This window comes from Gimesia aquarii (genome assembly GCF_007748195.1).
Classification (GTDB): domain Bacteria; phylum Planctomycetota; class Planctomycetia; order Planctomycetales; family Planctomycetaceae; genus Gimesia; species Gimesia aquarii.
On the sequence record NZ_CP037920.1, the window covers coordinates 1,012,651 to 1,038,602 of the forward strand.

General features: G+C 47.9%; 15 protein-coding genes. 7 read left to right on the top strand and 8 right to left on the bottom strand.

What is annotated here, in order from left to right; genetic code table 11:
• Window positions 1–24: 24 nt before the first annotated feature.
• Together V144x_RS04175 and V144x_RS04180 are read right to left on the bottom strand one after the other, a co-directional pair.
• Window positions 25–4,278 (bottom strand): PVC-type heme-binding CxxCH protein, encoded by a 4,254-nt coding sequence (locus V144x_RS04175; protein WP_144981835.1) that lies wholly within the window; start codon window positions 4,276–4,278, stop codon window positions 25–27.
• An 81-nt stretch (window positions 4,279–4,359) separates the two neighbouring features.
• Window positions 4,360–5,631: an SGNH/GDSL hydrolase family protein gene (locus tag V144x_RS04180; RefSeq protein ID WP_144981838.1), complete on the bottom strand. Its 1,272-nt coding sequence runs from the start codon at window positions 5,629–5,631 to the stop codon at window positions 4,360–4,362.
• A 211-nt stretch (window positions 5,632–5,842) separates the two neighbouring features.
• On the opposite strand from V144x_RS04180, the gene V144x_RS04185 reads away from it, so the two are divergent.
• On the top strand, window positions 5,843–6,784 hold the full coding sequence (locus V144x_RS04185; protein WP_144981841.1) for an isochorismatase family protein: 942 nt from the start codon (window positions 5,843–5,845) through the stop codon (window positions 6,782–6,784).
• Window positions 6,785–6,844: 60 nt separating this feature from the next.
• Here the strand turns inward: V144x_RS04185 and V144x_RS04190 are convergent, their stop codons facing one another.
• From V144x_RS04190 to V144x_RS04205, 4 genes are all read right to left on the bottom strand, one after another.
• On the bottom strand, window positions 6,845–7,270 hold the full coding sequence (locus V144x_RS04190; RefSeq protein ID WP_144981844.1) for a hypothetical protein: 426 nt from the start codon (window positions 7,268–7,270) through the stop codon (window positions 6,845–6,847).
• 132 nt (window positions 7,271–7,402) lie between these two features.
• Window positions 7,403–8,347 (bottom strand): DUF1559 domain-containing protein, encoded by a 945-nt coding sequence (locus V144x_RS04195; RefSeq protein ID WP_144981846.1) that lies wholly within the window; start codon window positions 8,345–8,347, stop codon window positions 7,403–7,405.
• 484 nt (window positions 8,348–8,831) lie between these two features.
• The gene (locus tag V144x_RS04200) at window positions 8,832–9,902 is read right to left on the bottom strand and encodes a DUF418 domain-containing protein (RefSeq protein WP_144981849.1); all 1,071 of its coding nucleotides are present in this window, start codon (window positions 9,900–9,902) and stop codon (window positions 8,832–8,834) included.
• A 105-nt stretch (window positions 9,903–10,007) separates the two neighbouring features.
• Window positions 10,008–11,528, bottom strand: coding sequence for an FAD-dependent oxidoreductase (locus V144x_RS04205; protein ID WP_144981852.1), 1,521 nt, complete (start codon window positions 11,526–11,528; stop codon window positions 10,008–10,010).
• A gap of 311 nt (window positions 11,529–11,839) precedes the next feature.
• On the opposite strand from V144x_RS04205, the gene V144x_RS04210 reads away from it, so the two are divergent.
• The 5 genes from V144x_RS04210 (at window position 11,840) to V144x_RS04230 (ending at window position 18,876) form a co-directional block, all read left to right on the top strand.
• The gene (locus tag V144x_RS04210) at window positions 11,840–14,233 is read left to right on the top strand and encodes a PSD1 and planctomycete cytochrome C domain-containing protein (protein ID WP_144981855.1); all 2,394 of its coding nucleotides are present in this window, start codon (window positions 11,840–11,842) and stop codon (window positions 14,231–14,233) included.
• Window positions 14,234–14,248: 15 nt separating this feature from the next.
• Window positions 14,249–15,634, top strand: coding sequence for a DUF1501 domain-containing protein (locus V144x_RS04215; RefSeq protein ID WP_232102709.1), 1,386 nt, complete (start codon window positions 14,249–14,251; stop codon window positions 15,632–15,634).
• A 156-nt stretch (window positions 15,635–15,790) separates the two neighbouring features.
• Window positions 15,791–17,149: a sulfatase-like hydrolase/transferase gene (locus V144x_RS04220; RefSeq protein ID WP_144981860.1), complete on the top strand. Its 1,359-nt coding sequence runs from the start codon at window positions 15,791–15,793 to the stop codon at window positions 17,147–17,149.
• 114 nt (window positions 17,150–17,263) lie between these two features.
• On the top strand, window positions 17,264–17,884 hold the full coding sequence (locus V144x_RS04225; RefSeq protein ID WP_144981863.1) for a DUF502 domain-containing protein: 621 nt from the start codon (window positions 17,264–17,266) through the stop codon (window positions 17,882–17,884).
• A 95-nt stretch (window positions 17,885–17,979) separates the two neighbouring features.
• Entirely contained in the window at window positions 17,980–18,876 is an 897-nt protein-coding gene (locus V144x_RS04230; RefSeq protein ID WP_144981866.1) for a metallophosphoesterase family protein, read from the top strand.
• 98 nt (window positions 18,877–18,974) lie between these two features.
• Here V144x_RS04230 and V144x_RS04235 read toward each other — a convergent pair whose 3' ends face one another.
• Entirely contained in the window at window positions 18,975–21,293 is a 2,319-nt protein-coding gene (locus V144x_RS04235) for an alkaline phosphatase D family protein (RefSeq protein WP_144981869.1), read from the bottom strand.
• 164 nt (window positions 21,294–21,457) lie between these two features.
• The gene (locus V144x_RS04240; RefSeq protein WP_144981872.1) at window positions 21,458–23,563 is read right to left on the bottom strand and encodes an alpha/beta hydrolase family protein; all 2,106 of its coding nucleotides are present in this window, start codon (window positions 23,561–23,563) and stop codon (window positions 21,458–21,460) included.
• A gap of 661 nt (window positions 23,564–24,224) precedes the next feature.
• Here V144x_RS04240 and V144x_RS04245 point away from each other — a divergent pair.
• A complete protein-coding gene (locus tag V144x_RS04245) occupies window positions 24,225–25,895 on the top strand; it encodes an NAD-dependent malic enzyme (protein ID WP_144981875.1) in 1,671 nt (556 codons plus the stop codon).
• The last annotated feature ends 57 nt before the right edge of the window (window positions 25,896–25,952 follow it).

Genomic DNA, 25,952 nt, shown 5'->3' on the forward strand with positions numbered 1-25,952 from the left:
ATCAATAAGCTCGGGCATTTGTGTTTAAGGTCCACCAACCACTTTAAAACGACCATTGGGTTGAGCCTCTGAATTGAGGAATTCAACTCTTAAATCCATTTCACCGCGGGTCGCGCGGTCAATTTCAAACGTGATCTGGTTTCGACCGGAAGGTAGTAACAGTTGAGTCGATTCTTTTACCGGAATCAGCGTTTGATTCTGCCAGACTTTCAAACCTTTGACAGAATTGATTTTCATTTTCACATTCCCGGCTTGCGTCACATCGATCAATGCAATTGCCTGTGTCAATGGTTTCTTGAGATTCAAATCGGACGCGGGGAGAGTACCATTGACCATACTGTAGGCGGCAACAGCAGAATTTTCTAAAGATGGGAACTCTTTCAGATCATCCGAAGTCAATGGATTGTCCACCCCACGAAGACGCCAACGTCTGACCACTTGAGCGACACTGGTCGCATAAGGACCGGGTCGGCCTAACTCGGTTACGAATTTCACCAGATCTAAGAATTCTTGTCGATCTTTCAATTTATTGGCCAGTCCGAGTGGCATCAGTGAAGGCAGTTTTTTCGTGAATTCGATCTGCTCTGCGGGAATGGTGACTTGTTTTCCCTGCTGGGCCGCGTCTTTGAGGACTACTTTGTTATCATCCTTGACGACTAAAATACCGTTAATGACTCGTCCTTCATCGGTGACCACCATGATACTTTCATAGAATTCCTTGATTACTTTGGAAGGACGCAAAAAGGAATCGACGATGTAATCAGGAGGGGAACTGGATCCGATGGCCGCTAAGTCGGGCCCTAGCACAGGTCCTGCATTCGAAATACTATGACACTTCATACAGGCCAATTCCGTTCTGCGAAAAATTAGTTCTCCACGTTGCGCGTTACCCTGCTCTCTTACTTCTGCCGCCAGTTCCAGAACGTTTTCTTTGAGTAATTGTGCTTCGAGAGAATCCTGCATCACAGCTCCACCAAAGGCAGTAATCAATGCTTGATTGGTTTCACCTGTTTCAATCAGATGCTGTCTGATCTTAGCAGCAACTTGGGGATGTATTTGGGTCGAATTCAAGTGCTCTGCCAGAATGTCTGAGCCACCTTTGCGCTTCGTAAACGCAATCAGGAACCAGGCAGGATCTTGTCCGGCAGGGTCTTGGTCTAAGATACCCGGAGTCAGTTTGGCTGCCTGTTTTAAATCATGAGCCGCAAGACCATAAACTCCCAGCAAACGCTGGTTGATTGCTTTTTTCGAGTTTGCCAATGCTTTCAAGTATTTCATCGAAGCGGCATTCCCAAGCATCCCTAACGATTCCGCAGCCAATTGCTTTACTTCAGGGTTGGTGTCTGACGAATTGATATAGCGTTGCAAACGTTTGCCTTCGCGTGTCAGTTTCCAGGAACCAATCAAACGGACCACTGATTTTTGCACGGATAAACCCGGAACGACCGCCGAACGACTGAGCATGGAACCAATATTTCCTTTGGGAATCACACCCCGTTCACGGGCGGCTCGGTCCATGGCATCAAGAAGGATACTAAGTGCTTCCGGCGAAATCCCCTTGCCTCCTTGCGTTTTATATTCACGCGTGACTTCCACCAAAGTGAGCACCAAAGGCTCCAGTTGGTTCGCGTTGGCTTTTTCGGCGACAACTTTTGCGGGACCTTTCAGTAGCTCTGCATCGATGCTACCAGCGTTCAAGAGGTCAATGATCACATCAATGGATTCATTGGAAAGTAGATTTGCCAGTGCGTAGTTTTTATGTTCTGGTTTCTCAAATTTGACTTGGCCTTGTTGATGTGCCTTGAACCAATGGGGTTGTAACCCGTCGATGGTGAGCTTCAATCCGTGTTCCAGATAGCGATCCATGGGGGCATCAATGGCTTTGACAGCGATTGCAACAGACTGTGCATCGGGAATATAACCTGCTGTCAGGATTGCTTCGAGCCGTACACGTGGATGCGGATCATGAATGGCTGTTTCCAGTAATTTCAGTGGATTTTTAACATGAGGATGCCAATAACGCAGCACCCTCAACCCGGCGGCTCGGGCGCGGGCGTCTTTCGATTTGAGTACCTCGCGCAATAATGTTTCATTGATGACACCGATTGTTTGATAACACCAGAGTGCCTCCAGTTGGTGATGTGCGAATTTCGATTCTTGTGAATTCAAGTTTGCCACCCATTGATCAAGCGCCTGCTTCGCTTGCCGTTGATCGGCATCATAGAGCACCCGTTTCACCTGATGTCTGGTATAACTTTCAGGAGCTTTTAAATGGGAGACGACTTCTGAGAGAGGAACGCCAATCAACTGAGGATGTTTGACCAGGGGACGGTCCTTATAGGTAACTCTCCAGACGCGTCCATGTGTGGTGTCGCGTCGTTCATCTCGGAAACTATGTTGCATGTGACCTATCAGTGGATTGTACCAGTCTAGAATGTAAGCCGCGCCATCCGGTCCCATTTTCAGATCGACAGAACGAAAATTGGAACTGCTGGATTGAATCAGCGGATCAAGACCTTTAATGCTAAAGCCGGCACCGTCATCAGAGACTTCATAGCGCGCTACAACGTGTGCTTTATACTGGTTGGTCCAGATTTCTCCTTGAACTTCATCAGGAAAATGACGACTGGCAACAAATTCACCCCCACACTGTTTTGTTCCCGAACCGCTGGCATCATAGCCAAGTTTGGCGTGACTGTTTGCCGTCAAGGGGGCGGAGAAATAGAGTCGTGGATTATCAATAATGAAGGACTGTCCCCAGTCATCGAACATATGGCCCCAGGGATTCGATGCGCGATAGTCGGCAAAGACATTCAATTTCAAGGTCCGGGGATGAAACTGGAACACGCCTCCGTTTTCAAGCCGCACGATTCCATAGGGAGTTTCGACTTGCGAATGCATGAAGGTCCCTTCCTGAAAGTAAAGCCAGCCACCCGGTCCCCAGCGCCAGGCACTGATGGAATGGTGGTTGTCCTCCGTAGCAAAGCCGGTCAGCACAACTTCCCGATGGTCGGCTTTTCCATCCCCGTCCGTGTCTTTCAGGAACAAGAGATCGGGAGCATTCGCGACATAGACGCCACCATCTCCTAATTCAAGTCCCGTGGGAACATACAATCCATCAGCAAAGACCGTGGATTTATCAGCACGACCATCCTGGTCTGTGTCTTCCAGTACCACGATCTGATCGTTTGGTTTTTCCCCCGGCGAGACCTGAGGATACGATGTGGAACAGATGACCCACAATCGCCCTTGTGGATCCCAGGTCATGTGAATGGGATTCACCAGCATGGGTTCAGCCGCAAACAGGTTCACTTCATAACCGGGCAACATCGAAAACGTTTTTCGTTCTTTTTCCGGTGAATGATCTTGAGTGATTTCAAAAGGACGTTTCAGATTGGGGGCGGAATTTGCGACAGCCATCCGTTCAGGAGTCGTTCCCACCGGCTTTTCCAGACACCAATGGATGCCATTGATCAATAACCGATTGACGGTATCGAGCTGGAATGATTTTTCGTGACCGATCGTAGTAGCAAACACTCGGCCACCCCATTCGTTCTTCCAGGTCCAGGCGACGGGCCAGCTCATCTTGGATTTTAATTCATGTGTCCCAAACCGGTTTTTGATTTTCCCGGTGCGATTTGACTTTCCCGTTCCCATTAAGAGCGGAGTGGCCTCTTCGGGGAGCTCTGTTTTATATAGCGTTCCAGGATCGATGAACTTAGCGGCGACTCCATTTAGAACTTCGTGATTTCTGGATGGCAACACATGTTCGACAACGGTCTCGCTGGAGAGGTGCAGAAAGTAACCTGATCCCAGGACTCGCTTGCCAAAGCCGTGATTCCATTCGAACAACGAATGACCTGGGGGGTAAGCAAAAGCATGGGTACTTGTACGCAAGCCAATGACTGGCTTTCCGGATTCCACGAATGTTTGAATGTGAGCAAACTGCTCAGCAGGAAGTTGCAAAAACCGCATATAGAACACGGCAAGGTCAGCCTGTTCCAGTACTTCCAGGCCAGGCAGGCCCAGTTGATTTTTATTCCGTTCCGGGTTCCCTTGGGGAACAATGACGGTTGTCTTAAAACCGTATTTCTCCAGTTGTTTAGCAAAGACTGGTATTGTTTTCTGCGGTGAGTAATGTGTGGTTCCCACCACAAACACCACATGTGGCCGTTGGTCTTTTTTATCTGCAGCAAAACTCTGGTGTGCATTGAGCAAGAACACGAGAGGAACTAAGACTGCCAGGGAAAAACGGATGAGCGTGAATCGTTTTGACATATTGAACTCTTATGAACGAAGGTTTGTGAAACCATTTGAATCGAAGTATCTACAACACAGGACAACCGAAAACGACAATCTCTATTCGAGTCTGATCAGTTCCCACCTGGATGTTCCGCTGGGTTGTGCCTGTTTTTGAATTGTCGTTTCTTTCTGCTGAATCAATTTCCCAAAGGTTTGCATTTCCGGAGGAAAAGAGACTGCTCCGAAGGGTTTGGTGCGACGGCCAAAAATGTATTCTGCGTTATGTGCCCGATAGACATAGAAAAACAATTCATTTTTTCGATCTATGTTGGCACGTAACTCATTCACTTGTCTCTGTGAGGGGAGATTTTGTAAATGCAGCCCCCTGCCCCAGTCAGAATGACTGGCTTTAGTGATAGGAGTTCCGTTCACCGTCAGTCGATAAACTCCCGCTGGTAAATTTTTCACAGTCAATTTTGGTTGAGCGGTCAGTAATTGATTGTGGACAATGGTTGAGGCCGGAGGTGCAGGAATCGGTAGCGTTTTTTCTTTGACAGTAAATTGAATGGTGTCAGGTTGAAATGACGTTTCAATGATCTTAGCGCTCGTGGCTTGGATGTGTTTGCTTTTCACATCGGCGGCAATTTGGGGACTTTTGATTTGCGTTCCCAGTAATTGACTGGCAATGATTTGATCAATGACCCAATACCCATACTCGTTTAGATGAATTCCATTTCGAGTGAGTTTCTGCGAAGGATTTTCATCCATCTGTTTTTTTGAGGCAGTAAAGAGATCCACAAACGGAACATTGTATTTTGCCGCAACTGCTTTCATTGCTTGAGTATATTTCAACAAACTATGATTATGTTCTGCTGGATCGGGTAATGGTGGTCCCATGGTTTCGTGTGCAATCGGTGAAATCATGACGACCTGAGGTGCCGACTTCCCATTATATTGCTGCGCTGTAACATGCTTGAGAAATTGTTCCCAGTCATCAGTAAATTGCTTCAGGCCTGCCTGTCCTGCAAATGATTCGTTCATCCCAAAACAGGCGAGAATAATATCGGCTTTTTGTTGTCGGAGATGTTCATCCAACGAACCAAAATTCAGAGGCCGCGGTCGTAAACTTAACGTATCTCCCGACCAGGCCAGATTACGAAAGGTGATGTTTTTCACGGGAGCGTGTGACGTCAGTAGTGTTTCCAGGTAGTTATTGAGGCGTTGTTGGTCGGCAAATGTGTTGCCAATCAGGACAATCCGGTCTCCCTCCTTCAAAACGAGTTGATCCTGTTGGTTGACAGTCGAATTTTCATCTGCCTGTGAAGTCGAAACAAAATGAGAGACAAAGCTGAGTAAGAGGAACGTCAGCAGATAAGAATGAATTCGCATTAAACTCCCACCTTGTACCGTAATTTGGAGAATCGATCATGACGTTGTTTTATTATGTGTTCCGGCTTGGGCAAAAAAAAGACAACCCCCGGGATGAAATGAGGAAGTTCACTTTTTCTTATGAGATTCTGGTTGAATTGATCGCTTTTCGTCTTCACAATACAGACTGGCTAATTAATTAATTTTGTTTCAGAATCCATCGGGAGCCATTATGAAAACTGTAAGTGATCAACAAAGGCGTCATTTTTTAAGTACGGTTTTTCAAGGCTCTGTTGCTGGGTTTCTGTTCCCATCACTCTCCACTTTTGCGAATGAACCAAAAAAAGAGTCTTCCCGAAGCATTCCCCCCGTTCCCGGAAAATTCCGGATCAACTTACGGAAACGCACGGCTAAAAAACCTGCGACTGCAAGTGTGGAGCAGGCAGAGTGGAATGCCTCGGAAACAGCGATCATCATCTGTGACATGTGGGCCGATCATCCATGTAAGATGGCTGCCCAGCGCGTCGACCGGATGGCACCAAAAATGAATCAGGTGATCTCGCAGGCACGTGACCATGGTGTTGCCATCATTCATGCACCCAGTGGCGGAATCCAGTTGTACGAAGAGACTCCCTTTCGGGATCGGATCAAAAAAGCAAAACCAGCAAAACCACCCGTGCCAATTCAAGGCTGGTGTTACTTGAATCCGGAGAAGGAGCCTCCGTTGCCAGTGGACGATACGATTAAGAGATCGACCGAGTCCAGCATACGGGGGTGTGATGACCCAATTGCGGACTACAAAAAAAATACGGATCGCCATCAACATCCGGCGATCAAGATCATTGGTTACGATGTGATTAGCGCGAATGGGCAAGAAATTTTTAATTTCATTGAGCAGGAACAACGCAAAAACATTGTCATCATGGGCGTGCATACCAACATGTGTGTGTTGGGCAGACCATTCGGAATTCGTCAAATGAAGTACCTGGGCAAGAATGTCGTCTTGTGCCGTGACTTGACTGATGCGCTCTACGACCCCCGTGATCGACCTTACGTGAGTCATACAAGGGGAACCGAAATGATCATTGAACATATCGAAAGTCACTGGTGTCCCTCGATTCTCGGTCGCGATTTAACGAAAGTAATCCCCGGTTCGAATAACCCTGATTCGTAAACCTGGATTGGTTTCAGGATTCTCTGTTCTGAGTCATTTGCAAATCACCGAATTCGCTCACTATTTTTTCAAATCAAACGTCACGGTATTCTCTTGATTACCTTTGATCAAGGCATTGAGACCTGATTTTTTGACGTCGTTATATTTTTCAGGAATGAGTGAAATCGTTCCCATACCAGAGAGATCCTTCGGATCCGGCTTCGTTGAGAAAATGGTCACTTTATTATCGCCCACTGGGGCGCCATCTCCTTTAATGGTTGTCGTCACTTCGACAATTTTTCCTCCTTTGATCATTCCTGAAGCAGATCGGCCTGAAGTCGGATGAAAAACGATAGTCCCTTCTTCCAGAGGTTTTCCGTTGAATTGAACCGTTCCACTTACTGGTGCGACCTCTGGGGCATCGTCAATGTCCCCTCCACAACCGGTAATCATGAGGCTAATCGTGAGTAATAAGAAACAAACGATTCCTGACTGAGAGCCTGACATAACTCGCCTTTCAAGTTGGGAGTAGTTTAAATTTTGTATTGAAGGATTTAGATTCAATCATGCCTTACTTCATGCGAATGGCACAAAGTAAGGTGTATGATTAAATCCATGTTTGAATCGGAAGAGGAAAGGTTATCCGCCAAAACCACTCACGGTATTGCCGTCTGCTTTGTCGCCCAGGTTTCGGTAAAGGTTGCCATCGATATTTTCGCTGAGAAAATGCACACTACCATCGGCCATCGTAAAGAAGGCACCCCCTTCATGTCGGCTGCGAAAACCGATGCAGGCATTTGCGTCTCCGGTACTTAAGGTACCCGCGACAAATTCCTCATTCCGGAAATTGATGGGATGTGCCATTGTTCCCCAGCTTTGATAGCCCCAGTCTTGCCAACGGCAGAAAGGCCCCACGACTTCGCCGATCATTATGGTATTTGTCGTTCCGTCTGTCACCTGGCTGATTTTGGCAGAGTATCCACTACGGCTGAACATGCCACGTACATCTCGTGATTTCGGAACGCCACCAAATTGGCCATAGCCAGCCCCCGAGGTACCTGGAGTTGTGGCAGCACCGTTGGGGTGCCCTCCGGCTGAGATGGCGTAGTCTGTTTGTGCGCGCTGGGAGCCACCGGCATCATCTGCCCCGATATCGGTATCCTGAACGAGTGGGTCTGAAGGACATTCAACTGCTTTGAGTCGTTCTTGCTTCAAGGCGAGATTGGTTCCATGCATTCCATCCGTGCTGAAATTCATTTGATTATAAATGGGTGCCTGATCGATATACGGCAGAATACGCACGGTCCAGCTATGACGGATGCGCCATGTTTGTGGTGCAGGTGAACCCGGGTCTCCAGCAGCACAACAGGTTTGCTGAAGAGGGAACTGCGAAAACACATCATGATAGTTATGAAAGGCCAGCCCCAGTTGTTTCATATTATTCTTGCAGGAACTACGCCGGGCCGCTTCCCGGGCCTGTTGCACGGCGGGCAACAGTAACGCGATCAGAATGGCGATAATAGCAATGACAACCAGTAACTCAATCAGGGTAAAACCATGCTTCTGTGAGCGTTTCAGATTCATGTCACTTTCCTTTGAAAATAAATAAATGAATATCAATACGAGAACATTTATCCCAAAATGGTAGACTTGAATATTCGAGTGATTTGAAAAATACGTTTGTGTTAAAGCGTGGCTCCCAATAGAATTAACGCGAGTCTCAAATTACATTTTGGGTTCAGGTTAGACATAGTTGAGGTCTACATTCGCATGACGGATCATCGAGTATATTAATACATTGGTTCATTAATATACATGCGATTAATATTGTACTCTACAAAGAGTTGCGCAAACTTGTCAACTAATTTCTGACAAGAATTACGATTTTGGCTTTGTACTACAACGAGAATGCTCACAGGGTGTTCGCAGTTTTTTACTGTGCAAAAATCAGCATTGTGAGCCAAGAAATGGGGTGAGATGACATTCTTTGTTAAACCCGAATGTCGTCAGTCAGAAAAAAATGGATTCACGATCGCCAGAGAACGCTCATCAAGCCCGGCTTTCAATTTTAGCCAGCTACTTTTCGCATCAGCAGTTCAAGTGGACCGTGCTTGAAGAATCGCATCCAGACGACCGCGTATATGGTTGCCAGTACGCAGAACGCTAAGGCGGCCAGAAGAGATGCTTGTGCCGTCTGCGTTCCGAGCATTCCCAGAGCATCGAGTGTGCCCATACCGATGATGATGTGCACGATATAAAGTGTTAACGTTTGACGTCCCGCTGCGGTGAAAATGTTGAGCAAGTGTGCTCTTTTTAGTGACGATTCCACCAGCAGGCAGAACCCAATAACCGCACAAGCGATGCTGCCACCTGCCAGCATGTAGAATGGCATGGGGGGAACCGGCGCGGTCGAGAACAGGATCGCGGCTTCAGTGTCAAGTGAACCAATCGTTTTCACAAGCCAATAGGAGCTGGCTGAAATCAGCGCGAACGCAGTGGCTCCACTAATTAAAAGTTTTCGTTGTACGGATCGACTCCCCAGGTTGAGACGACTTAGTAAAATTCCAAACAGCAGGAAGGCCAGCCAGGGGATTACCGGATGCCAGCCGTTGAAGAACAAGTTGCGAACAAAGCCTTGGAGTGTCCAAAAATCATGATAGCTATAAGTCTGCCAGTTCCAGCCTGCGTCATAATCAAAGAACAGGATCATCCCGACAAAACCAGCAATGAGTGCACTCATTGTTACAACGAGACACCATCCCGGTGCACGTAAAAGCAGAACACCGAATAAAAAGTAAAATGCATAATAATGGATAATGTCGGCTTCAAAGATCAGAGAATTAAATAAGCCTACAATTAATAAAAACGCTGCTCGTTTCAGTGTTACTTTGAGTGTCTGATTCCAAGCGTGTCGTTTCGTCCCCAGACCTAGTCCGATTCCAGCAAGAACCACAAAGGTAGCCGCCGCTCTTCCCTGTAGCGACTCTGCAATCTGGCTGGAGAAATTTTCGTCTGCTTCTGGCGCTACCATCACGACATTAAAATTAACAATGACCATACCCACAAGTGCGACAAATCGCGCAAGATCAATTCCTTCCAGTCGATTGTGGTCCTTGGGTTTCAAATGCTCGTTACTCATTTTGCTGTCATCTTTAGAATCGAAACTCGTTTTAAATTCGGGAATACAAATGGACTGATATCATGTTTGTCGATTTGCATCGAAGCATATTAGATTGAATATGAACTAATGAGGGATTTTGGATTTTCCCAGATACTCGCCTACCAGTCGGCCGCTGGTAATCGCCCAGGCAATATGCAGGCCGTGTCCCCAGAGAATTTGCCCGCCCATCCCGTTACAACCAATGGCGTATAACCCGGGAATCGGATGTCCGCTGTCGTTCAGGGCCTGCAGTTGTTGATTGATGGCGACGCCTCCTTCCGTGGTTGTGAAATAGGCTTTCGCTGGTCCCAATAACACCCAGCGATTTCCCGTAAGTGCATGTGAATCGTGTGTGCGTCCAAAGGCATCGGGCTTTTGACCGGCAATATACTGATTGAATTGTTCAATTGAGTCGTTCAGATGTTGAACATTTAAATTGCGCGCTTGCCCTACAGCGTCCAGTGTCGTTCCTTCGACACTCACATCAGGTCGCAACTTCAGATAATTGTTTACGTAAGCATATGCAATTTTAGGAGCCGTCGATATAAAATGTGGCCATTGGCTATAGTAGGCAGCGATTCGTTCATCTAATAAAATGAATGCGGCTTTCCCCGGTTGCTCAGAGATTGCGATTTCGCGTTGCGGGGAATCTTTTTCGTTACAGAAACGCCGCCCTTCTGAATTCACTAAAATCGCTCCGTCATCAAACAATGAATTCTCAGGATGTTGCCAGGTTAAGAGCAGCCTTTTAATCCGCCAGTTGATTAATGCTTGTGGCATGAACGGTACCAGCTGCCCCATCAGTTTTGCCAGGAAACCACTGGTTGGTATCAATTGTTCAAAGGGATCTCCGGGTGGGGGCACAAAACGTAATTCCGGGCCATAGGTGATGTCCATATTCAGCAGTCGTGCTCCGACTTTCTCGGCGAGCAGATGTCCGTCACCGCAAGCTTTGGGATTCACGCCTTCGATGGATGTAAATCGATCACCTTTAAAACGTCCGATGAGTTCTGGTGCGTTTGCATAATCACCGGCGGCTAACACAACCCCTCGTTTGGCTTTGATCGTTTTTCTTGCTCCCTGAATCAAAGCGATTACACCCGTGACTTCCTGGTCCTCAATAACCAGTTCGAGAACCGGGGCATCACACACGATCGTTCCTTTTCGCTTCAGAATTTGCGCTTGAAACGCGGCAATGTACGCTTTGGCGTTTGGGACAATATTATGCATCCGAGGTACACGGTTGGGGGGCTCCGGATTGGGACCGTGAAAATAGAGCCCCATGCCGCGGAGCCATTCCAGAGTTTCCGCCGTCTGTCCCAGAAAGAAACGACGCAAGGTAGGATTATTCTGGGCTTCAATTTCAGGAATTGCAAATTGCCCCGCGTCTACTTCATGATCATCGGCGTTGTCACTGATGTTCGCCTCTCGCTGCATCCGGGTTCCGTTTGCGGTAAAGGAACCGATGGCCATGCCTGTTGTGCCGCCCAACTGAGCTTGCTTCTCCAGAACCAGTACACTGGCCCCCATTTCAAGAGCGCGCACGGCTGCTGCCAGACCGCTGCCACCTCCGCCAACGATAATCACATCAAATTCGACCCGCACGTTGCTTTCTCTCTGTTGAAAATCTGTTAGGTGAACCTCTGATGAGAATGGTAGCAGATTCGATGTACGATTGGAAAATGACTGAAACCGTGACTCTATTTCACTTTGGTAAAGAATCACATCTCGCGTCAATTCGGTAAACTTTAGTGGTTGCAACTGGATTTGCTTTAAAAGTAGTGTCTCGCTCCAGCCATGCCGAAAGATTCTTAAGATTCTTGACTTAAACGCATCAACCAAGTACGATCTATTCTTGTTCACTAATACTTTCCTTAACGCGTACGACTCCTCCCTCCAGACTAGAATTGTCGGCCATGCGTAGACTTACGACTCTGATTTTTGCCGCTTGCTGGTTCATCACGAGTGCCTTCTTTGTGGTGACACCCGTTTGGAGCGCAAAAAAGCCATCGGGTAAGTCAGTCCACGCGAAAATGGACCCCAAACAACGGGCGTTTTTTGAAAACAAGATTCGTCCGGTACTTGTCAAAAAATGTTACTCCTGCCATTCTTCCCAAGCGGAAGAACTGGGCGGCAAACTGCGGATGGATACGCGTGATGGCATGCGCGAAGGAGGCGAATCAGGACCGGCTTTTGTTGAAGGACGACCGAATGAAAGCCTGCTCATCCAGGCGTTGCGATACGATGGTCTGGAGATGCCCCCCAATGAGCCTCTACCAGAATCTGTCATCAGTGATTTTGTGACCTGGGTCAAAATGGGAGTCCCGGATCCGCGTGTCGCTCACCCGTTGATTGCGAAAAAACCAACCGAAGAAACCACTGAAGCGAATCCCGCTCTCTGGTCGTTTCAACCTGTTTCCGATCCTGTGGTTCCAGCAGTTCAGAATGCAGGCTGGTGTTACGACTCCATCGATCAGTTTATCCTCTCTCGGATTGAGTCAAAAGATTTGAGACCCACCGAAGATGCGACTCCGGCAACATTGATACGAAGACTGCATTTCGATTTGATTGGTCTTCCCCCGACGGTCGAACAGGTGGAATCGTTCGTTGCCGATTATCAACGCCGAGGGCAACGGGCCGTTGCGCATCTGGTTGACGAATTACTCGCGTCTCCCCATTTTGGAGAACGCTGGGGTCGGCACTGGCTGGATGTGGCCCGCTACGGAGAATCCAACGGTAATGATGGTCTGGGTCGTAATCCTACATTCCCTCATGCCTGGCGGTATCGAGATTATGTCATTCAGGCTTTGAATGCTGATGTTCCGTATGATCGTTTTCTGACCGAACAGATTGCCGGCGATTTGTTACCTGCTGCGAATCCGGATGAAAAAGACCGCTTGCTGGTTGCCACAGGATTTTTGGCCATCGGATCAAAACCAGCGAAAGCAATGAATGTCAACTTTGATATGGATGTCGTCAACGATCAAATTGATGTCATCAGCACGGGTGTCATGGGACTCAGCGTGGCTTGTGCCCGTTGCCATGATCATAAACACGATCCGATTCCCACCAGCGACTACTATGCCATGGCGGGAATCTTTTTAAGCACTGAAACCATGTGGGGCTTTGCCGCAAATCAACCATTAACAGCGCCGGAAACTCCCTTACATATCCTGAAATCGAAGAACGTCTACATTCATCCGCCGGAAAGCGGTGTGAAACCCGTAATTGATAAGCATACTTTGTCGAGAAAAAAGAAGCCGAAAAACATCTACCCTCCTGGAACACCACTGGCGATGGGGGTTCGCGAAAAGAAAAAGCCGGTCGACTGTAAAATCAATATCAAAGGGGAATCCAAGAAGCTGGGGCCCAGTGTGCCCCGCGGATTTCTGTCGGCCTGTAAGATTGAACAACCACCCTCCATTACAGCGAAGTCGAGTGGTCGTCTGCAACTGGCTGAGTGGCTCACTTCTGCGGATCATCCGCAGACTTCTCGGGTCATGGTCAACCGGATCTGGCTGCACTTATATGGTCAAGCACTCGTACGCACGCCGGATGACTTTGGCGTCTATGGTGAACGTCCTACGCATCCTCAATTGCTGGATCATCTGGCAACACGCTTCCGGTCAGAAGGCTGGTCAATTAAACAATTCATTCGCAATATCGTACTCAGTCGCACCTATCAACTCAGCAGCTTCTGTGATGAGGACATACTGGATTTCGATCCAGAAAATCGATTCCATTGTCGGCATAATCGGCGTCGTTTAGATGCGGAATCTCTAAGGGACACTATCCTGGCTGTCAGCGGTCAATTGAATTGGGAACCCGGTCGGGGATCTGCGATTGCGAATGTGGACGAACTCGTGAATAAAGCGAGCAATCTGCATCAACCCAGTAATCATCGCAGTATTTACTTGTGCCTCCTGCGCCATTCGGAGCCACCAGAACTCTCGGCCTTTGACCTGCCGGATTCCACCAAGCCCGTCGGAAAACGGAATGAAACCACGCTGCCAACCCAGAGCCTGTTTCTGATCAATAGTTCGTTTCTCATTGATCAGGCACAATACTTTGCTAAAGACATCCTGGCAATTTCGAAACTGGATGAGAGAGGTCGTGTGATTCAAGTTTATCGAAGAGCTTTGAACCGCGCACCAAGTGACAGTGAATTACAACGATCGCTGACTTTGCTGAAAAATGTGGATTCGGAACTCAAAGAAGAGATTTCTCAGGACGCGATTCGTCAAGTGACCGTCTGGGCAACCCTCTGTCAGGCTTTGTTATCTACCAATGAATTTCGTTACGTTGATTAAATTGACGAGTTAACTATGAATCACAATCGAAAGAAACCAGTCATGCCTGTCATCTCGCGACGTGAAATGTTACGTTCGGCCTCTTGTGGATTTGGCTATCTGGCACTAACTGCACTTTGTGGCCAACCATCGTTTGCCCGAGATTCCTCAGTGATTGCCAATCTTTCCGCCAGATCACCACAGTTACCCGCGCGAGCCAAACGCGTGATCTTTTTGTGCATGAGTGGTGGCCCCGCTCAAATGGATACGTTTGATTATAAACCGCAAACCGGGAAGAAAAAACATCCGGGGTCTGTCTTCAAATTCGATCAGCATGGAGAAAGTGGTCTCTGGATTTCGGAGCTACTGCCAGAAACAGCAAAACATGCAGACAAGTTATGTGTGCTGAATGGCATGCACGCGGATATTACGAATCACGCTCAGTCGTTTCTACAATTACATACGGGTGATCGATTGCGTCCCCGTCCCAGTTTGGGATCCTGGGTTGTGTATGGCCTGGGTACGGAAAATCAGAACATTCCGGGTTTCATCAGTCTTTATCCTTCGAAGCCCTCTGTCTATTCCAGTGCATTTCTACCACCCGTTTACGAAGGAACGCCCATTGGCCTTAATACCACGAATATGTCGACTGCTACAATCAGTAATATCAAGAGCGAGCATCTTCCCGTTTCTGTCAAACGACAACAACTGGATTTTGTGCAATCTATGAATCGTGAGCATGCGACTCTTCGTTCCGATGATGCCCGTCTGGACGCCGTTATTGAATCGATGGAGCTCGGTTTTCGGATGCAGATGACGGCTCCTGAATTGCTCGACATCAGCCAGGAAACCAAATCGACATTAGAACGCTATCGCGTGGGACAGGGTAAAACGGTTGGTACTTGTAAAGATTCGGACTTTGGACGTCAGTGTCTGTTAGCACGACGTTTTGCTGAAGCAGGGGTGCGTTTTATTGAAGTCAATCACGGCAGTTGGGATCAACATAAAAACCATCGTGAGGATCTGACTGCAAACTGTGAATCAACGGATGCTCCGATTGCCGCATTACTGGAAGATCTGGAACAACGTGGTTTACTTGAAGAAACACTGGTTGTCTGGGGGGGCGAATTTGGTCGTCCCGGTCTGGTCCCCGAAAATGGCAAAAACGAAAGCGGCCACAATGCACGTGGCTTTACGTTCTGGATGGCCGGCGGTGGCATCAAACGAGGGCTTGCTTATGGGAAAACCGATCCTACAGGCGCGCGAGCCATCGAAGGCAAAGTTCATTTCCGTGATTTGCATGCCACGATCTTACATCAATTAGGACTGCACCACGATCAATTAACGTTCAAACAAGGCGAGCGAGAGTTCCGGCTGACAGGCATTGAAGGTGGGAAAGTTGTCCACGATATCATTGCATGATAATAAACTCTACGCTATGGTGAGCTGTCAGAGATCTCTCACATTTCCTTATCCGCAAAACCTGAACAGGGTGATGCTGTTCGAAAACAGATGCAATCATGAGCCAGGAAGGTTCCACTGTCTGATGACTTGCGCGAGATATGTTCGGAAATTGACATGCAACATACCCTAAATCAAATTTGCCTTGGTCTCTTTTTGATCTTCTTTTCTCATCACGTACAGGCGGCAGAGAGACCTAACTTTCTGATTATTTTCACGGATGATCAGGGACTCAACGATGTCGGCTGTTACGGAAGTGAAATTCCGACACCGAATATTGATCAGCTTGCGAAAGAAGGCCTACTGTTTCGCCAATATTATTCCGCCTCTTCGATTTGTACCCCTTCCCGCTTTGGGCTTTTGACAGGCCGCAACCCAAGCCGCTCTCAGGACCGGTTATTGGGGGCCTTAATGTTTATGAGTACGTTGGATAAAAATCGCGGTATTCAACCTGGCGAAACAACTATTGCTGAAGTTCTACAACAGAACGACTATCAGACAGCGTTGATTGGCAAATGGCATCTGGGGCACGGAAACAAAACATTTCTCCCTACTTCCCATGGCTTCGATTTATTTCGCGGACATACAGGAGGGTGTATTGATTATTTCACAATGACGTATGGAAATATTCCCGACTGGTATCACAACCAGCACACTGTTTCCGAGAATGGTTATGCGACCGACTTGATTACTGAAGAAGCAGAACATTTCTTGAAAGGTCAACAGATTGCCAAAAAACCATTCTTTCTATTTCTTTCTTATAATGCCCCGCATTTTGGTAAAGGCTGGTCCCCCAGCGATCAAAGTGCGATTAATATTATGCAGGCGCGAGGGTCTGATTTGAAGCGGGTTGGGAATATTAAAGATAAAGTCCGCCGTGAGTTTGCCGCGATGACTATTGCGCTGGATGATGGAATCGGTCGTGTGATGACTGCGCTAAAAAATAATGGACTCGATCAAAATACTTTGGTGATTTTTATGACTGACCATGGTGGCACATACGTTTATGGCGGTAGTAATCAACCATTTCGAGGAGCGAAGGCCAGTCTGTTTGAAGGAGGAATTCGTGTTCCCTGTATCATGCGCTGGCCTGGGAAAATTCAAGCGGCTACTGAAACAAATGAGGTCACCTGGGCCCTGGATCTGTTTCCAACGATCTGCCAATTGGCAAATGTTGATACTGGCGGATTGCTTCTCGATGGTCAGGATATTTCCAGCTTGCTGACAAAGCAAACACCTGTCGGAACCAGAGAGTTGTTATGGCAACTTGGACCACACGAAGAATTGAAACGCGGACGATGGACCGCATTACGCCAAGCAGACTGGAAATACATCCAAAATGAAGATGGCGAAGAATTTTTGTTCGACCTTAAAGCCGATCCTTACGAGAAACAGAATCGAGTAACGGACAAGCCAGGCAAACTGAAAGAACTCCAGAAACGTCGGGATGAGCTTGTGAACGAACTGTCGCCTTAGATCGAAACTCTGACCAGAAAACGAATCTCCTTTGACAAGAGGAAACTGCCGTACTACAAGTTGATTCAGGACTACAGGTTGGCAGTCTGAAATTTAAGGAAAGATGACACCTTCATGTCACAGCATGTGAAAAAGAGTTTTGGCTTTTTAAAAACGACCGCCATTGGGGGATTGATCTTTTTATTGCCTTTGATTGTGATCGGTGCCTTAGTTGGTCAGATCGTGCCGATTGTGTTAACGGTGGCAAAGGTACTCTCCGAATATATTCCCGTACAGACTCCGGCGGGAATATCGCTCCTGGTTGCGATCTCGATTGGCATCGTTCTCTTGATGTGTTTTGCTGCGGGACTGATTGCCCGTTGGTCTATTGGCAGAAGCCTCTCTCGCTTTGTGGAAAAAAATCTGATTTTGCTTTTCCCCCGTTATGCCATCTATCGTGAACAGTTAAAGGGCAGTATTGGGGGTGACCATAACAAACCGGAAATGATTCCCGTTCTCGTTCGCATTGATGACGTCACGCGTATCGCCTTCGAAGTGGAACGAACAGAGGGACCACTGGTTTCACTTTATCTGCCCGGTTCGCCGGACCCCTGGTCAGGTTTTGTGATCTTCCTGACACCAGATCGTATCGAACCGTTGGATATTCCGTTTTCGGAAGCATTGGGAATTTGCGAACGCATGGGGCGCGAATCACTGCATTTCCTGGAACAACAGCAGAAACCTTCTCAAAATTAGCCAAACTTAAGGTTTCGTTGAGTCAAAGTGTGCTGTAGGATAAAACTCTGACTTACCAGAGATCCCACCCGAAAAATCATCCTGGAGACCCCATCATGCCCATTCACCTGCCCACTCAGAACCGTCGTCAGTTCCTGATTACCTTGGGAGCAGGACTTGTTGCGAGTCAAACCGGCGTTTATGCCAGTGAAACGCAACAGGAAATCGTCTATCTCTTAAACGATACACACATTGGTGAAAAGCATCCCGCTAATTCGCCAGTCCCCAGTCATCTCAGGCAGGTTGTGAGTGAATTAGTCGGGCTGAAACGAAAACCGGCTTGTGTACTCATCAATGGAGACCTGGCACTCAAAGATGGACAACCCGGCGACTACCGTCATTTTGCCAAACTGATTCGTCCGTTGCGTGAAGCAAAAATTGACACTCATTTGACGTTGGGAAACCATGATCAACGTGATGTATTTTATGAAGTGATGAAAGAAGAGCAGCCGGAATCTCCGCCAGTGAAATCGCGTCATATTTCTGTCGTGCAAACCAGATATGCGAATTTCTTTCTGCTGGATTCACTACACAAAACTATGGTGACACAGGGAACCCTTGGAAAAGAGCAACGTACCTGGTTGGCCAAAGCTCTCGACGCCCATTCTGAGAAACCTGCCATTATCGTCACACATCACAACCCTCGGTTGGGGGGGAATCCCGTTCACTTTCCCGGTGGCTTAACCGACTCGGTTGAATTGTGGAAACTTCTGGTAGCACGCCCACAAGTCAAAGCCTACATTCACGGACACATTCATCACCGCGGTAACGCACAGCATCAAGGCATTCATATTTTTAATACGCCAGCCACGTCCTACGTCGCAAATCCCGACAAATCGACCACCGGCTGGACCATTGCCAGGTTGAGTCCGAAAGGGATTACACTCACGACCCGCACGAATGATGAAGAACACGCTTGGAATCATCAATCCAAAACGCTTCACTGGCGTTGAAAAGCGCCTAGTGAGTTCTGATGATAGATCACCACTGTCGGACAAGCCAACAGTGGCACTCCATTCGACTACCAGAAACTTCAACGAAAGAAACTGACTTAACCAATTAGATTATCACCACCATTTTCTTTTTGGTGCAGGGTGACAGGCCAACCAGGAAACTGATTGGACGCTTTCCCATCGTTAACGTCGACCAGGAACCGATAGCAATTCAGCGTGTAGGTTTTGGATTTGGGATCGATCAGAACCAATCCAAAGCCACTTCCCTTCTGATGTGCCAGATCATAACGATTCTTCTCGGTACCTGGTTCAGGATTCCCAACGGCGTAGACATAGACTTTGTTTCCGAAGCCATCAATATATTCGCCTGTATTGTCCATGCTATGTTTCGGACGGTTTTTGTGTGGCATGTTCACTTCATCCGGTCGCCACCAGCGAGGATAGCCGGCGGAAATCGCGGGTGTACAAAACGACCAGCAACTGTCACGTTGTTCGTCGGCACCATATTGTGAGAGTGTCGTTAAGTGCTGGTCGCCGTTGATATGAAGCGGCATTCCTTTCCGAAGGATACGAACCGTGCGGTTTCGTGCCGTTTGCGGCCAGCTCCCGGAATCCAGGTCCGCTTTCAGGTACCCTTTGTATCCGCCATGATGTGTGGCAACACCGGCAAAAACGGTTTGACTGAGCAGGACCTTCATGTTGTGTGCCCGCCAGTCATCACACCAGTGTTCCAGGAATTTTTCCTGCCGGTCACCCAGTAACTCAAGCCCCGGTTTATCCAGCTTAGAGGTATCAAAGTTCGGATCACTGACGTGGTCTGCTCTACCACTTCCAGTCTCGACGCGTTCCGGACCACTTTTGAATTGCCGGTCTCCCAGGATTGCAAAACTGACTCCGCCATAGACCATATCGCCATAGTAAACGCTGATGTTTTGTTTGCAGGGAGTGGGGTCATAGTAATCGGGGTGATGCCCGGCACAGGTTTTGTGAACGACGTTGACCATGCGTGCCGGCTCTCGATAACCTCCCTTGGAGGAAGTTGAACCTTCCGTCATCTTCATACCCCCCTCTCCCCAGATGTTTCCCTGGAAGACATCGTGGTCATCGGGAATACAGACGGTGGGGCGGTCCCGCATCGCTTCACCAAAGGCCCAGCCGTGCATGTAGAACTTACGAAGATAGTTCAAAATCGCAGGTCCCGCGGGGTCACGAATCAGGCCGAAACCACCATGATCTTCATAAAGCTGATCACCGGAGAAATAGAGTAAATCAGGATCGACTTTCAGCAAGTTATTTGCCACTGGTTCGTAAGGAAATCCGTAGTCTTTCTGACAGGTCAATGCACCCAACCGCAGAGGGCGACCTTCGGGATTTGCACGGATGATGCCAGTTCGCTCTGTGGTGCTTTCAGTACCATCCGTATGTTTTTCTTTATAAACCAATTTGAAGGGTGTTGTTTCTTTTTCATTCCAGTTGGGAATGCGAAAGGTTGCCGTCCAGGCATCGGTATCCAGTGGCGCAGTTCCCAGCGATTTCCATTCGCCCGCTTGCTTGATGAATAATTCGACCTCTTTGTTATCTTTTTCGCCTAAAGGCCCCGTCAAAGCGCTGATCTTCATCACGAAACCTTCAGGACCGCGAGAATCACTGAGTGTATACTGGGACCATAAAATCGGACCGAACTTATGCTCGGGACTGACTGTGAACGCATCACCGGCAACGGTCCAGTCGTTGAAGCGATAGCGTGCGCCAATCTTGCGTTTAAATCGAGCATCAAAGTTACTGACAAGTGCCACATTTCCGAGGACTGCCTGCTTGGGAAAACTTTGTGTGAGCGAACCGAGAGGTTTATCAGACTCGGGATTGGACACAATTAAAGTCAACGCGTACTTTTCTCCCTGCGGTTTTCCGATGAGAGTTAAGATACAGTCTTTCATATCAGCGGACTGACTTAACTTTTGCTGCTTGTTCCCAAGTACCATCGTTCCCGCCACCAGACCCGCTTTAATTCCGCCTCTGGCAAAACAATTACTGCGGTATTCATTGATATCGCTTTTGACACCCACTCGAAAACCAACACCGCCATCCTGTTGTTTCTTTTCGACCTGACTCACTCGGACTGACATCTCAAAAGCAGCATCGGTGTTTGTCAGTTGATGAGTCACAAGTTGCACATTGCGGCTCCCTCCTGTTGACTGACATTCGGCCGCCCCATCCACGATTCGCCAATCTTCCATGGGGTTGGCCCAGAATTCTTCTCCCAGCCAGACTCGATCATGGGTTTTATTCCAGCGACCGATAACGGAGGACTCCTCTCTCTTTTCAGAGGCAGAAACCGACGTTGGTTTTTTGAATCCGAAAAGAGTGGTTCCCAAGGCAAAGAGTTTCAAAGCCATCCGGCGGGTCAGTGATTGCATTTAATATTCTCCTATCGAGCACAGGCAGCCAAACGTATTGGCTGTGTTGAGCATGTTATGAAATAATAAGTCCAGAAAATCCATTATTAAGGGCGCAGAGGGCTTTGTCCAGCGTGGTTCACTGAATGCAGTTGCTTAGCGTTCTTTAGTAACAGCTGGTACTTTTATTGATCTTTTGCAGCCAGATTTTCTGTGACGGAAGCGGGATGAGAGACTTTCACTTTGGACGCTCCGGCTAATTTGATCAGGTCTGGCAAGTCATACACTTTCAACGCACCGTGAACCGTGTTGATTAACTGATTATGAGTTTCCGGTGTTTTGACAACCTCACCCCAGGAAGGAACCATGCGACTTAAGCTGACTTGGGAGAATTGTTCCGGCTCTAAAGCCGCAGCATGTAAGGCGGGAATGGCCGTTTCTCCGATGGCCGTCAATTCAATTTTTCTTGGTTTCGCTTTTGATTGGTATTCCGAAAGAAATCGTGCTGAAACCAGAATGTCTTCCGCTCGTAATTTGACCATCGAATCCCCCAACAGAAACGCCAGTGCAAATTCATGGTAATTGGGACCAAGTAAACCGTGGGCCCAGTTAATCCGCCGATTGTTTTTACGTGAAGTTTCGCCAATGCAGCGAACATCAAGGGCCATGACGACATCGCCTTGTTTCATGCGTTGTTCGATTTTTCCTCCCGGTGCAGCGTCAACTTGCTTCCCTGCTCCGTTGAGATAGAGCACGATTTCACCTGACACATCATCGGGATGGAACAACAGTGCTGGCAGAGGCACACCATGTTCAGGGGTCAGAATCATTTTCTTGATATGATAGCCTTCACGTTTGATGGTGCCGACTTCTTTGAATTCTGGCCGATGAAGGTCATTCAGTTTTGTAATTTTGGTGATATCACGCACTTTTTTACGGGCGGTATTCAGATCCATGTTTGCCCACTGTTTAATACGCTCTTCTACCAGTTCTTGATTTAAACCCTGATTAATCTCAAACAGCGAACGCTCGCCGGCATCCAGTAAAATTTGACCTGACTGAGAACATTGCAGTTCCTGATAGGTGAAGACAGGCAATTCGCCTTCGAAGATCGCGTTTTCTTTATTCAACAGCCAGCGACTCATCCAGCGTGCGGTTCCTTCACGCAGTTTCAGACCAAAGCCGTGTGGTGCGTCCGCTTCGATGAGATCGACACGCTCGGCGTATCCCATCCTTGTGTAGAAACGTTTGGATTCGCGGAATAATTCCCAGGTCCCTTCGATCTTAAAAGTGCTGTCATGGGTGGCGGCACAGATTAAGGTCGGTTTGGGAGCCCGCATCAAAGTATAATTAGGGATATCCAATCCATAAGCCAGTTGTCCAAAAATAATCTGCTCCCCATCTTGGGGACCATTAAAATCGATTAATGACCGATACATGGTGGAGTAACAGCCCGGAGCTGCGCATTTGACTCGATCATCAAGGGCCATCAGGTAACTGGTAAGAGTTCCCCCACCCGAGTTTCCTGCGCAACCGATTTGTTTCGGATCGATATCAGGGCGACTGACTAAATAATCGATACTGCGCATTCCATCCCAGATGCGATAACGGGCAGCGTTACTTCCCAGAGGAATCGAACTGACTGACATCAGTGTGTGTTCTGCAGTGCAATAAAACTGAACCTGCGGATGAGGCGGACGATATCGTTTTGTACCTCGGAAAAATTCATTCGGTTCTTTAGAAAGCACCTGATAGCGTTCTCCCTGTCCGATAGGATCGTAACACATTGCCGCCATTCCATTTTGAGCCAGTAACATACAGACGCGCTGATAGCGATCATCGGCTTTTCCATCGTGACTATGTCCGCAAGGAATGAGTACGCCAGGATAAGGGGGCTTTGTCGTGGGAAGATACAGGTTGGCGGTCACATGATGGCCGGGCCAGCTTTCGTAAATTACATTTTCGACGCGAAACCCTTTCCCCTTCAGGCGTCCAATAATGCGCGGATTCAAAGGTGTACGTTCAGGAAAGTCGCCGATTTGTGTTCGAAAGAATTCCTTCATTCGTTCTTGATAGGCTTCACACTGTTCAGAGGTTTTTAACGCTTCGTATTCGGCCTGTCGTTTCGCAGAAGCGGCATAACTTTGCTGCTGCAACGCATGATAGACATGCCCGACCTCAGCCATTTTGCCGGTTGCGGGGGGAAGAACATTCAGATCTTCTTCGGCAGTAACCCGGGTGGTGAGCGAAACAACAAAACTAAGCACAATCATTTTCAGTAATGGATTCATCAGAGAGCCTTATCAGCAGGAACTTCAGGAGGGTTGTGTTGTAAGGAGGGATGAGTTCAAATAACAATAAATTAACAATATTTATTATTATAGTCGTAAGACGACCCTGGCACAAACAATAGTTGTAATTGAAGCGAGAAAATCTCGAAGGATAAGAATTCCCAGCTGATCACGAAACATTTTTTATTAGATCTTCGAGATCGTCACTGGCAACGAGAGACTCCAGTCGTGCTCCATTTTGAAGGCCGTTGTAATTTCATGATTGAGACCAGCTCGTCTGTTAACAACTCATCGAGAGATTCTTGTCAGATTTTGATCAGGTAGTTCCAACTGTGAAATTGGCACTAACACAATATTGAATGTTCCAACAATGGGAGATCAGACAGGGACTCTCAAGTTTATCTGAGTGAAATGCTGATGATGTGATTTTCGGCATTACGTCACGCAATGCAAAGTAAACATTTTTGGATATCATTCAATTCCTGGGCATTTTGACATGAATGCCGTTAGCTTGAAGGAATCGTCCGACTTTCTTGAGAGTAACATCGACAGACTGACTGCTTATACATTATTCTATGCCTGACCTTTCGGTATCTGCGGGTCACAACTTTCGATCGACTCATTATCAATCCGTTTTTTTCACATCGGGACAAATCTTGCCATGAATTCAGGACGGTCAACAGAGGGAAACACAATTCAGAAAAAAGGAACCTTGTTGATTGAGGATCCAATTTTGAATAAGGGGACTGCATTTACCGAACAGGAACGAATTGAAAATGGGCTACTCGGTTTGTTGCCTCCGCACGTCGATACGCTCGACGAACAGGTGGATCGTGCGTATGAGGCGTTCTGTGATTTCCGTGACAATATTGACAAGCATATCTTTCTGAGACAGCTTCAGGACGAAAACGAAACATTGTTCTATCGCTTGCTGCTGGAGCATATCACTGAGATGATGCCCATTGTTTATACGCCCGTTGTAGGATTGGCCTGCCAGCGGTTCAGCCATATCTACCGACGCCCGCGCGGGATCTTCATTTCTTATCCCGAACGTGATTCCATGGATGCCATCTTCGAAAATGTGCAACGCGATGTCGATGTGATTGTGGTGACCGACGGTGAACGCATTCTTGGCCTGGGTGACCAGGGAGTGGGCGGCATGGGTATTCCGATTGGAAAACTATCGCTCTACACTTTGTGTGGCGGGGTCGATCCTGCCAAAACATTACCAATTGTCTTGGATCTGGGAACCAATAATCAGGAACGTTTAGACGACCCGCGTTATATGGGTTGGCGCGAGAATCGGATTAAAGGCGCTGAGTATGATGCATTTATCGGGCAATTTGTAGCAGCCGTCAAGAAGCGGTTCCCCAATGTGCTTTTACAATGGGAGGACTTTGCATCCGTCGACGCCGAGCGAATTCTCGATCAGTATCGCGATGACCTTTGTACGTTTAACGATGATATCCAGGGCACAGCCGCTGTGACAACAGGCACGATTCTGGCCGCAATTGCCGCTTCCGGGAGTGATCTGAAAGACCAGCAGATTGTCATGTTGGGAGCGGGTTCTGCCGGCGTGGGGATCTGTTTACAACTGAAACAGGCCATGTTACTCGCGGGAATGAGCGAACCGGAAGCCCGTTCGCGTTTCTACGTGATCGATCGAGATGGTTTATTGCATTCTGGCCGAACGGATCTGGACGAACTGCATCAACAGTTGGCGCAGTCACCTGAAAATCTAAACGGCTGGGACTGCGATGTGTCGGGGTCGATCTCTTTTGCAGATGTGGTTCGCAACAGCAAGCCGGGAGTGCTGATTGGAGCGACCGGACAAACGGGTGCCTTCTCTGAGGACATTATTCGCGAAATGGCAAAACACGTGGAACGACCTGTAATCTTTCCGCTTTCGAATCCGACTTCACGGGCAGAAGCGACTCCAGCCGATTTACTGAAGTGGACTGATGGCAAAGCGGTGATCGCAACCGGGAGCCCTTTTGATCCTGTCGAATATAATGGGGTCACGCATACTATCGCACAATGTAACAATAGTTATATTTTCCCCGCGATGGGTCTCGGTATTCTGGCTTCTCGGGCACGACGCGTTACCGATTCCATGTTTATGGCCGCGGCATCGGCACTCAAAGAAACTTCACCGGCGCTCAAAGATCCGACTGCATCGTTACTGCCTCCATTGACTAACATTCGCGAAGTCGGGCGACATATTGCGAAGGCCGTTGCTGCAGCGGCGATTGAAGCTGGTGTGGCTGATTCCGTTACTCCCGATGAAATTGATCAGCGGATTGAGCAAACCATGTGGAATCCAGAGTATTAACACAGCAAGTCATGTTGCATCTTAGGATGATATGCGCATCAATTGATATAAGGAAAT

Coding starts and splice junctions, on each gene's coding strand:
- V144x_RS04180 (WP_144981838.1), bottom strand. CDS start 5,631: ATGCGAATTCATTCTTATCTGCTGACGTTCCTCTTACTCAGCTTTGTC.
- V144x_RS04225 (WP_144981863.1), top strand. CDS start 17,264: ATGTCACAGCATGTGAAAAAGAGTTTTGGCTTTTTAAAAACGACCGCC.
- V144x_RS04190 (WP_144981844.1), bottom strand. CDS start 7,270: ATGTCAGGCTCTCAGTCAGGAATCGTTTGTTTCTTATTACTCACGATT.
- V144x_RS04235 (WP_144981869.1), bottom strand. CDS start 21,293: ATGCAATCACTGACCCGCCGGATGGCTTTGAAACTCTTTGCCTTGGGA.
- V144x_RS04175 (WP_144981835.1), bottom strand. CDS start 4,278: ATGTCAAAACGATTCACGCTCATCCGTTTTTCCCTGGCAGTCTTAGTT.
- V144x_RS04200 (WP_144981849.1), bottom strand. CDS start 9,902: ATGAGTAACGAGCATTTGAAACCCAAGGACCACAATCGACTGGAAGGA.
- V144x_RS04220 (WP_144981860.1), top strand. CDS start 15,791: ATGCAACATACCCTAAATCAAATTTGCCTTGGTCTCTTTTTGATCTTC.
- V144x_RS04185 (WP_144981841.1), top strand. CDS start 5,843: ATGAAAACTGTAAGTGATCAACAAAGGCGTCATTTTTTAAGTACGGTT.
- V144x_RS04245 (WP_144981875.1), top strand. CDS start 24,225: ATGAATTCAGGACGGTCAACAGAGGGAAACACAATTCAGAAAAAAGGA.
- V144x_RS04195 (WP_144981846.1), bottom strand. CDS start 8,347: ATGAATCTGAAACGCTCACAGAAGCATGGTTTTACCCTGATTGAGTTA.
- V144x_RS04230 (WP_144981866.1), top strand. CDS start 17,980: ATGCCCATTCACCTGCCCACTCAGAACCGTCGTCAGTTCCTGATTACC.
- V144x_RS04240 (WP_144981872.1), bottom strand. CDS start 23,563: ATGAATCCATTACTGAAAATGATTGTGCTTAGTTTTGTTGTTTCGCTC.
- V144x_RS04215 (WP_232102709.1), top strand. CDS start 14,249: ATGAATCACAATCGAAAGAAACCAGTCATGCCTGTCATCTCGCGACGT.
- V144x_RS04210 (WP_144981855.1), top strand. CDS start 11,840: ATGCGTAGACTTACGACTCTGATTTTTGCCGCTTGCTGGTTCATCACG.